General features: G+C 55.4%; 9 protein-coding genes and 1 pseudogene. 6 read left to right on the forward strand and 4 right to left on the reverse strand.

Annotation, left to right across the window (positions count from 1 at the left end; genetic code table 11):
* Positions 1-132 (forward strand): annotated as a pseudogene (locus tag EN984_RS17955) (IS481 family transposase); the annotation flags it as partial.
* Here the strand turns inward: EN984_RS17955 and EN984_RS37750 are convergent.
* The 4 genes from EN984_RS37750 to EN984_RS39505 are packed head-to-tail and all read right to left on the reverse strand — an operon-like array spanning position 70 to position 1075.
* Positions 70-321, reverse strand: a complete 252-nt coding sequence (locus tag EN984_RS37750) for a hypothetical protein (protein WP_127248734.1) — start codon at positions 319-321, stop codon at positions 70-72. The pseudogene EN984_RS17955 and the gene EN984_RS37750 overlap by 63 nt on opposite strands.
* A gap of 14 nt (positions 322-335) precedes the next feature.
* Positions 336-620 (reverse strand): DUF6804 family protein, encoded by a 285-nt coding sequence (locus EN984_RS17960; protein ID WP_063169433.1) that lies wholly within the window; start codon positions 618-620, stop codon positions 336-338.
* Between the two features lie 52 nt (positions 621-672).
* Positions 673-912 carry a hypothetical protein gene (locus tag EN984_RS17965; RefSeq protein ID WP_082826591.1) on the reverse strand — a complete coding sequence of 80 codons (240 nt, stop codon included), beginning with the start codon at positions 910-912 and terminating at the stop codon, positions 673-675.
* 28 nt (positions 913-940) lie between these two features.
* On the reverse strand, positions 941-1075 hold the full coding sequence (locus EN984_RS39505; protein WP_199489651.1) for a YHYH domain-containing protein: 135 nt from the start codon (positions 1073-1075) through the stop codon (positions 941-943).
* 129 nt (positions 1076-1204) lie between these two features.
* On the opposite strand from EN984_RS39505, the gene EN984_RS17975 reads away from it, so the two are divergent.
* The 5 genes from EN984_RS17975 to EN984_RS17995 all read left to right on the forward strand — a co-directional run bounded on the left by EN984_RS17975 (position 1205) and on the right by EN984_RS17995 (position 6455).
* Positions 1205-1645 (forward strand): hypothetical protein, encoded by a 441-nt coding sequence (locus EN984_RS17975; protein WP_126066778.1) that lies wholly within the window; start codon positions 1205-1207, stop codon positions 1643-1645.
* A 197-nt stretch (positions 1646-1842) separates the two neighbouring features.
* A complete protein-coding gene (locus EN984_RS17980; RefSeq protein ID WP_063169430.1) occupies positions 1843-3282 on the forward strand; it encodes a hypothetical protein in 1440 nt (479 codons plus the stop codon).
* Positions 3275-4093, forward strand: a complete 819-nt coding sequence (locus tag EN984_RS17985; protein WP_063169429.1) for a hypothetical protein — start codon at positions 3275-3277, stop codon at positions 4091-4093. Before EN984_RS17980 ends, EN984_RS17985 begins: the two co-directional genes overlap by 8 nt.
* Complete coding sequence (locus tag EN984_RS17990) at positions 4093-5409, forward strand: hypothetical protein (RefSeq protein WP_063169428.1); 1317 nt, start codon at positions 4093-4095, stop codon at positions 5407-5409. The genes EN984_RS17985 and EN984_RS17990 overlap by 1 nt, the downstream gene beginning before the upstream one ends.
* Complete coding sequence (locus EN984_RS17995; RefSeq protein WP_082826712.1) at positions 5406-6455, forward strand: hypothetical protein; 1050 nt, start codon at positions 5406-5408, stop codon at positions 6453-6455. The genes EN984_RS17990 and EN984_RS17995 overlap by 4 nt, the downstream gene beginning before the upstream one ends.
* The last annotated feature ends 33 nt before the right edge of the window (positions 6456-6488 follow it).

The following is a 6488-nucleotide window of genomic DNA, read 5'->3' on the forward strand; positions in this document are numbered from 1 at the left end:
CATCGTGCCGCCGAACTGCCTGTCTGGCTGCACAGATACAATTGGCATCGTCCACATGGCAGCCTAAAGTCAAAAACGCCTATCAGTCGCCTCGCCCTGATCGAGGACAACCTGTTGAAGCTCCACATCTAGGGCATGCGAAAATAGAAAATAACGGGCAAAAAGATGCGCCTTTTCCGACTCCGAGCCTAGATGGTTGAAAGCCTCGAAGTACTCCTTCGTCCGCTCGAGGAGATCTCCCGCATAAAGCGCCAACGGCTGTGACACGGTGACCCTCGGGCGCGCCTTGACCTTCGGCGTCTCAGGTCCACTCTTGGCCATCTCAGATTATCGGCTTAATTCCGGTGCCGGTATGCGACAAAGCCGAACAGAGTAGCCGCTGCGACGTTGAAGATTGCCCACAGCTCGCGCGGCAAATGAACCGGCATGAACGGGTTGAAGATCGCTGCCGCTCCAAACAGCGCCCAAGCCAGGGTGCGATTTTCAGGGCCTGATCGCCACACCATGGCTCCGCAGTAGATCCCGGCGAAAAAGACCACCACGCGGAGGAATTGGTAATAGCCGTACGGCCATGGCGCTACCGCCAGCAGCGAGGCAATAGCTACACAGATGCAGACCAACCGGACCGTTCCGGCCGGCGTCGAAAAGCATTATTTTCAGCAAACTTGATCCTCAAACGCCCAGCACGGTTGTTAGTGGAGTTTCGGCGCCCGCCATATATTTGAAAAGCCAGATTGCCCAAGTGATCGGCCAAATGAACGCCAACATCGCATCCAGGCTCAAGTTAATCAGGATTTTTACGACCACTGATGCATGGCCCTGCCATGTGTCGACGACATTCATCACGTAGGTGATCGGCCCGCCCAGCATGAAGAGGAGGCCCAGCGGAGCTGACATGATGTTCTTCAGCATGTTTGTGTCCCTCAGAAAGGCGTGACCTTCAGTGACAGTGATACGCGCCGGTCTTATGGTTGGTATGGCAACCGTTGGCATCAGTGCCGCCACTGTGTGCAAACGCGCCGGTCGCGCAAGCGATTATTGCAGCGGCCATAGCCGCGAGAAATGTTGTTTTCATTTTATTGCCCTCCCAAAGTATTTCAGACAGAGCACTATTGCCGGTCGGGCACAAGCTGCTCGTGGCACTGTGAACACAAATAGGATAGATGCTCCTCTGTGCAGGCCAAGATCGGGCGAGGAGAATACTTTGGATGGATTGCGATTGATGCACGTCCCGTTGGCGATCCTGCTGACATGGCCAAGGGTGGCGACGGCAAATGAATGCCTCTCGAAGTACACCAAGACCGACGTCTGCGCCTACGCAAAAAAAATGCAAACCGAAATGGCTCCAGCATTGCCCATGCTGATCAGTTCGAACATCTCCGTTCGGAGCATCATCGCAATCGGGCCAAGGATCGTTTTCAACGCCACCTGGGCTCAGACCGATGCGGAAGTAGACGCCAAATTGTTGGCTGCTGGCGTCTCGCGGCCGGTCTATGTCCAGAAGATCGATGAAATGACCAAAAACTATGTCTGTCGTGCGGAGGAACTATCTGCCTTCGTTCGCCTGGGCGGTGAGATCCAGTACACGTATACGACTGTGGATAATTTCCCAGTCGCGAACCCGCTCGTAGCACTCTGTCCTTAGAGCATCGCAGCACGGCTCATGACATGACTAGTCGCGGCCGATCAACCAGTTGATCAGCAGCCATGATCATTTGTTGGAACTCAATTGAGCCTGATCCGCACTAGCAAGTGGATAGAAGTGAATGTGCGGTTGCCCTTTAGCTCTACTATGCATAGAAACCACTCTGCCGGGGGGCGTAAAGTTGGGGTTGTGAGTGCGTGGGCTCTAAATTCGAAAAACTAAATAAGTTGCGTGACTCACTGCGAGAATCCAACCACGATTTTCGGGCGAGCACTCAGCTATTCAACAGCCTGGACCCTGCCAAGATCGACGGCGACCTGGATGTCATTAACCGCGGAAAGCAGCGCGGCGAGGTGAACCAACCCCCGAAAACGGCAAAGAATCTCGACGATGTCGAACATGCCATCGTGGAACGCGTTGAGGATGAGAAGAAGGCTGCGCATCACACTCTTGAGGACAACCTGCAACTCCTTGGAGGTCGTCTTGCCGGCCTCGATTTCGAGGAACAATTCGGTCTAATCCGTCAGACGAATGCCGCTAGCGTTTCGGACTTCAAAGCCTCGGTCGCCGTGGGCCTCGATGAACTTCACGGCCTGAGAAGGGCCCTGAACGACGCCGAAAAAGAGCATGCATGGTTTAAGGAGAAGCACGGTCTCGTTCGTGCCGCGCGTGTGCAGCACGGTGCCGCTCACATTTTCCGGCTATCGCTTCTGCTATTTCTGTTTCTGGTCGAGACAGCGATGAACGGCAACTTCCTGGCCAAGGGCAATGAGCAGGGATTTTTTGGTGGCATCCTTGAGGCTGCGGCATTCTCTTTCATCAACATCGGGGCGGCTTTGCTCCTGGCGGTTTTCTGCGCTCGTCTCGTCACCCATCGGTCGTTTTTCGTAAAATTCGTTGGGATCATTTCAATCCTTTTCTATATCGGCTTGGCGATTTCGATAAACTTGGCGCTAGCGCACTACCGTGAGGTCAGCGGCTCGCTCGCTGACGGCGCCGGCGCTGAGGTCATCCGTAATATGCTCGCCAATCCAGCGGGTCTCACGGACATCAAGTCCTGGTTGCTGTTTGCGATCGGCCTGATGTTTTCGCTTTTCGCTTTTATCGACGGCTGGTTCGTGCTCGACCCTTACCCAGGCTACACTGGCGTTGAAAATCGGCTCGTTCGACGGCGCGATGACTACATCGATCGAAAGAAGGAACTGATCGAAGAGCTGCAGGATGTCCGCGACGACCACAACGAAAAAGTGGAGGAAATCGTCAAGCAGCTTGGTAGTCGCCGGCGCGAGCACCGCGCGATTGTCGATCATCGATCGAGGCTTCTGGCTCTTTTTGCGCAGCATCAAGACCAATTGGAGCGAGCCTGCAATCAGCTTTTGTCGATGTATCGGGAAGCCAACATCCAGGCGAGGACCGAGCCGGCGCCCAAGCATTTCGGAACGCCCTACAAACTTGATCGCATCAAGCCATACGTCACCGGCGAGCGGGAGTGGAATGAGGGAGATGTTGGCGCATCAATTCGCCAGGCGCAGGAGGAACTCAACGAGCAGGTTCGTCTGATTGGTCAGGAATGCGAACGGGGAATTGAGCAGTACCGAGATCTTGATAAGCTTCACCCGGACAGCGTGAATGTCTAGGCGAACCCGCAGACGCAAGAAAGGCAATGCGGGTACCATTGCCGCGGCCATTGCCCTTGGTGTGCTATCCGTTGCGATGTTGGCCGGCTTCGGCTGGATGTGGACCAGGTCTGGCAATGGCCATATCGACGCCAACACGAATTGCCCATTGGACGGACCCTCCAGCCTGACCGCCGTCCTCATCGACGCCACTGATCCAATTTCGGCAACGACGATGGCTGATCTCAAGAACGAGTTCCGAAAGACCATTGGGCAGGTCGAGCCGGGTGGGTATGTGAGGATTTATACCCTGAGCTCGGCGCCTGGTGAGCTGACGGTGATGTTCGATGGATGCAATCCCGGTGATGGGTCGACCGTCGATAGTTGGACCAACAATCCTGCGCGGCGTCAAAAGAAGTGGGAAAACGCCTTCGGCGATCCTTTGAACAAACTTCCCGATGAAATCCCGAATGCGGCTTCCGCGAGCCAATCTCCGATCATGGCTGGAATTCAGAAAATCAAGCTGTCGCTCTTCGATAGCAGCTTGGCCAAACAGGGCAGTCCCAAGCGATTGGTGGTCGCCTCTGACATGATCGAGCATACGACGATTTACTCGCAGTACCGATCGGGACTGGATTACCAAAAATACCTCAACAGCGCCGCCGACCGCACATATGGGACGTCGCTGGATGGGGTGGGCATCACAATTCTTTATATCGATCGGGCAAAGAAGCCATTTCAGACCCTGGATCACGCGGAGTTCTGGACACATTGGGTCCAGAACCATCACGGCGAGTTCGAAAAGCTGGTTGGCTTGGATGGGTTAAACTGATGGCGAGAGCGCACGACAAACCTTTGCTGGATCATCCACGTCTGCCGGTCGTGGTTTTCGCGGCATTGACACTCGGCGGGTGTGTATTCATCGCCATTGCAAAACTCTCAGGCGTAAATCCGATCGTCGCGGCGGTAGCACCGGCCTGCCTGATGTTTTTCTATCTCGGGGTTTCGATCTTTGCTGGAAAGCTACAACTGCACGACGAGCAGACCGGCGATAACCTCTACTATATGGGCTTCCTGTTCACCCTGACGAGCCTTGGGGTCTCGCTGTTTCAGTTTGGAACGGAAGGCTCAACCGACACGATCGTCCAAAATTTTGGCATCGCGATCACGTCGACGATCACCGGTATTGCTCTGAGGGTTTTCTACAATCAGATGCGGCGCGATCCCGCGGACATTGAGCGAACGGCGAGGCACGAACTTGCCGACATGACACGGCGTGTAAGAGCCGAGATGGAAAGCGTAACCAGGGAGTTCGCCGACTTTCGTCGTGTCAGCCATCAAATGCTCGAAGAGGGCTTTGCAGAGATTGCCGAGCAAGCGGCACGCAATGGGGAGCACATTCGATCTGCCCTGGACAATATTGCCATGGAATCGATCAAGCCTGTCCAAGAGGCGTCTGCCAAGCTCAGTGACGCGTTGCAGCACAATTTCGGGCAAGTCGAAACCCAGTTTGCTTCGATAGCGAACCGCGTTGGAGCTGCAGCGGATTTGCTGGATAAAGCCAACAGCTCGATGTCCAACTCTGTTGGAAAGCTCGGTAATCAAGCCGACAATATGGCTGCCAAGCTGGAAAAGGTGGTTGTTCCTGATGAGGTGCTGAAGAACGATCTGGCGCCGATGGTCAAGCTCCTGGGTAATGCTGTCGCACAATATGCGATAAAAACCGAAACAGCCTCGCAAGAGCAGCAAACGCGGATGACCGGTCTTGCCGACGCAGTGATCAAGGTGGCGACTGGAGTGGAGAGAGCGGCAGCGGCCGCAGAAAAGACCGCAGAAACTGTCCAAGCGCAGCAGCGTTTGACTGAGGAGTTCATGGCTGTGATGCAGAAACACAGCAATGAAACACGCGGCCTCGTCGCAACCCTTACACAACATAGCCTCCCGGCCGTGCGCACGCCCCAGCCTCTGAGCAATGCGATAGCGAACGATGTCGAGCGAGTGGCGGCACCTTCCACTGTTGCCTCCCCTGTGGAGACGCCAATCAAGGTTTCGGATGACACGGAGGGCGACACCTTCCGATCGTTAAGCAGTCCGGCGGAGGTGGAGAAGGGTGAACCGCCAAAGAGAGCAAGTTGGTGGGGCAGGTGAGTGAGGTTAGCGGAACAGCCATTACGTTTGAGCGCAAGGGCTATGGCCGCGGCCTGATACTCGGCCTGACGATGGCTGAGACGATGCTGCTTCTCGTTTTCTGCCTTTTGCTTGCTGCAGGCGCGCTCATCGCCAAGACAAAGAAAGAGGCTGCGGCAGCGCAGAAGATTGCGCAGTCCCTCAATGAGAACGCTCGCAAGCTTGACGAGGAAAACAAGCGGTTGCTGGCTCAGCTGAATGCCATGGTCAAGCCTGCAAGTCGACGCAATGTACCAGATCAAGAATGGCGTGAATTGGTCCGGGCCAAAGAGGCCGCAGAGGCAATCAAAAAAGTGGGACTGACCCTTGAGGAAGCGGTGAAAAGCGCGCCGGCCGCCAAAGTCCTCTCTGACAACGACGTCGACGTTGATCAGGCCAAAGCCATGATCGAGAAGATGAAGGTTCTGCGCGAGCTCGGCTACGTTGGCACGGGCAAGACGTCCAAGGATCTTGCTGACGCACTGAAGAAGGCAAGGAACGAGGCCTCTGCTGACAAGCCACACGATTGGCCACCGATCATCAGTCTTAGCGAGCTCGATGGCTATAATTTCGATACTGGAAGTGCGGAGCTTTCCGGTGGCTTCAAAACGAAGTTGCGGCAGATGTCGAAGACCATTGCTGGAATTGCAACTTCCTATGGTGTGGACGTCATTGAGGTGATTGGCCACACGGACGAGCAGGCGATGTCCGGTGACTCATCGAATATGGACAGAGGCCTTCAGCCCGTACTGGCGCGCAAGATGGACATTGGCACACTCCATCCTGCCGACAATGCCGGGCTTGGATTAGCGCGAGCGATCTCCGTCACAGGCATCCTGCGCGATATGCCGGAACTGAAAGGCTTCACCATCCTGCCAATGTCCGGCGGCCAGTTGATATTGCCTGGCGACCGGCTCACCGACGGCGCACAGGCCGGCGACGTCAAGGCGAGGAGGCGAATTGAGATCAGGGTCAGGCAACGTTCGCGAGAGACAGATATTGGACTGGTTCCGGTACCAAAGTTGTGAGGCGAACTGCCCTTGGGTTTCGCTCACAGGGCT

This window comes from Mesorhizobium sp. M7A.F.Ca.CA.004.12.1.1, assembly GCF_003997835.1.
Lineage (GTDB): Bacteria > Pseudomonadota > Alphaproteobacteria > Rhizobiales > Rhizobiaceae > Mesorhizobium.

Bases quoted from the DNA above. Each gene is read 5' to 3' on its own strand.
- EN984_RS37750 (WP_127248734.1), bottom strand. From the start codon at position 321: ATGGCCAAGAGTGGACCTGAGACGCCGAAGGTCAAGGCGCGCCCGAGG.
- EN984_RS17965 (WP_082826591.1), bottom strand. From the start codon at position 912: ATGCTGAAGAACATCATGTCAGCTCCGCTGGGCCTCCTCTTCATGCTG.
- EN984_RS39505 (WP_199489651.1), bottom strand. From the start codon at position 1,075: ATGAAAACAACATTTCTCGCGGCTATGGCCGCTGCAATAATCGCTTGC.
- EN984_RS17985 (WP_063169429.1), top strand. From the start codon at position 3,275: ATGTCTAGGCGAACCCGCAGACGCAAGAAAGGCAATGCGGGTACCATT.
- EN984_RS17990 (WP_063169428.1), top strand. From the start codon at position 4,093: ATGGCGAGAGCGCACGACAAACCTTTGCTGGATCATCCACGTCTGCCG.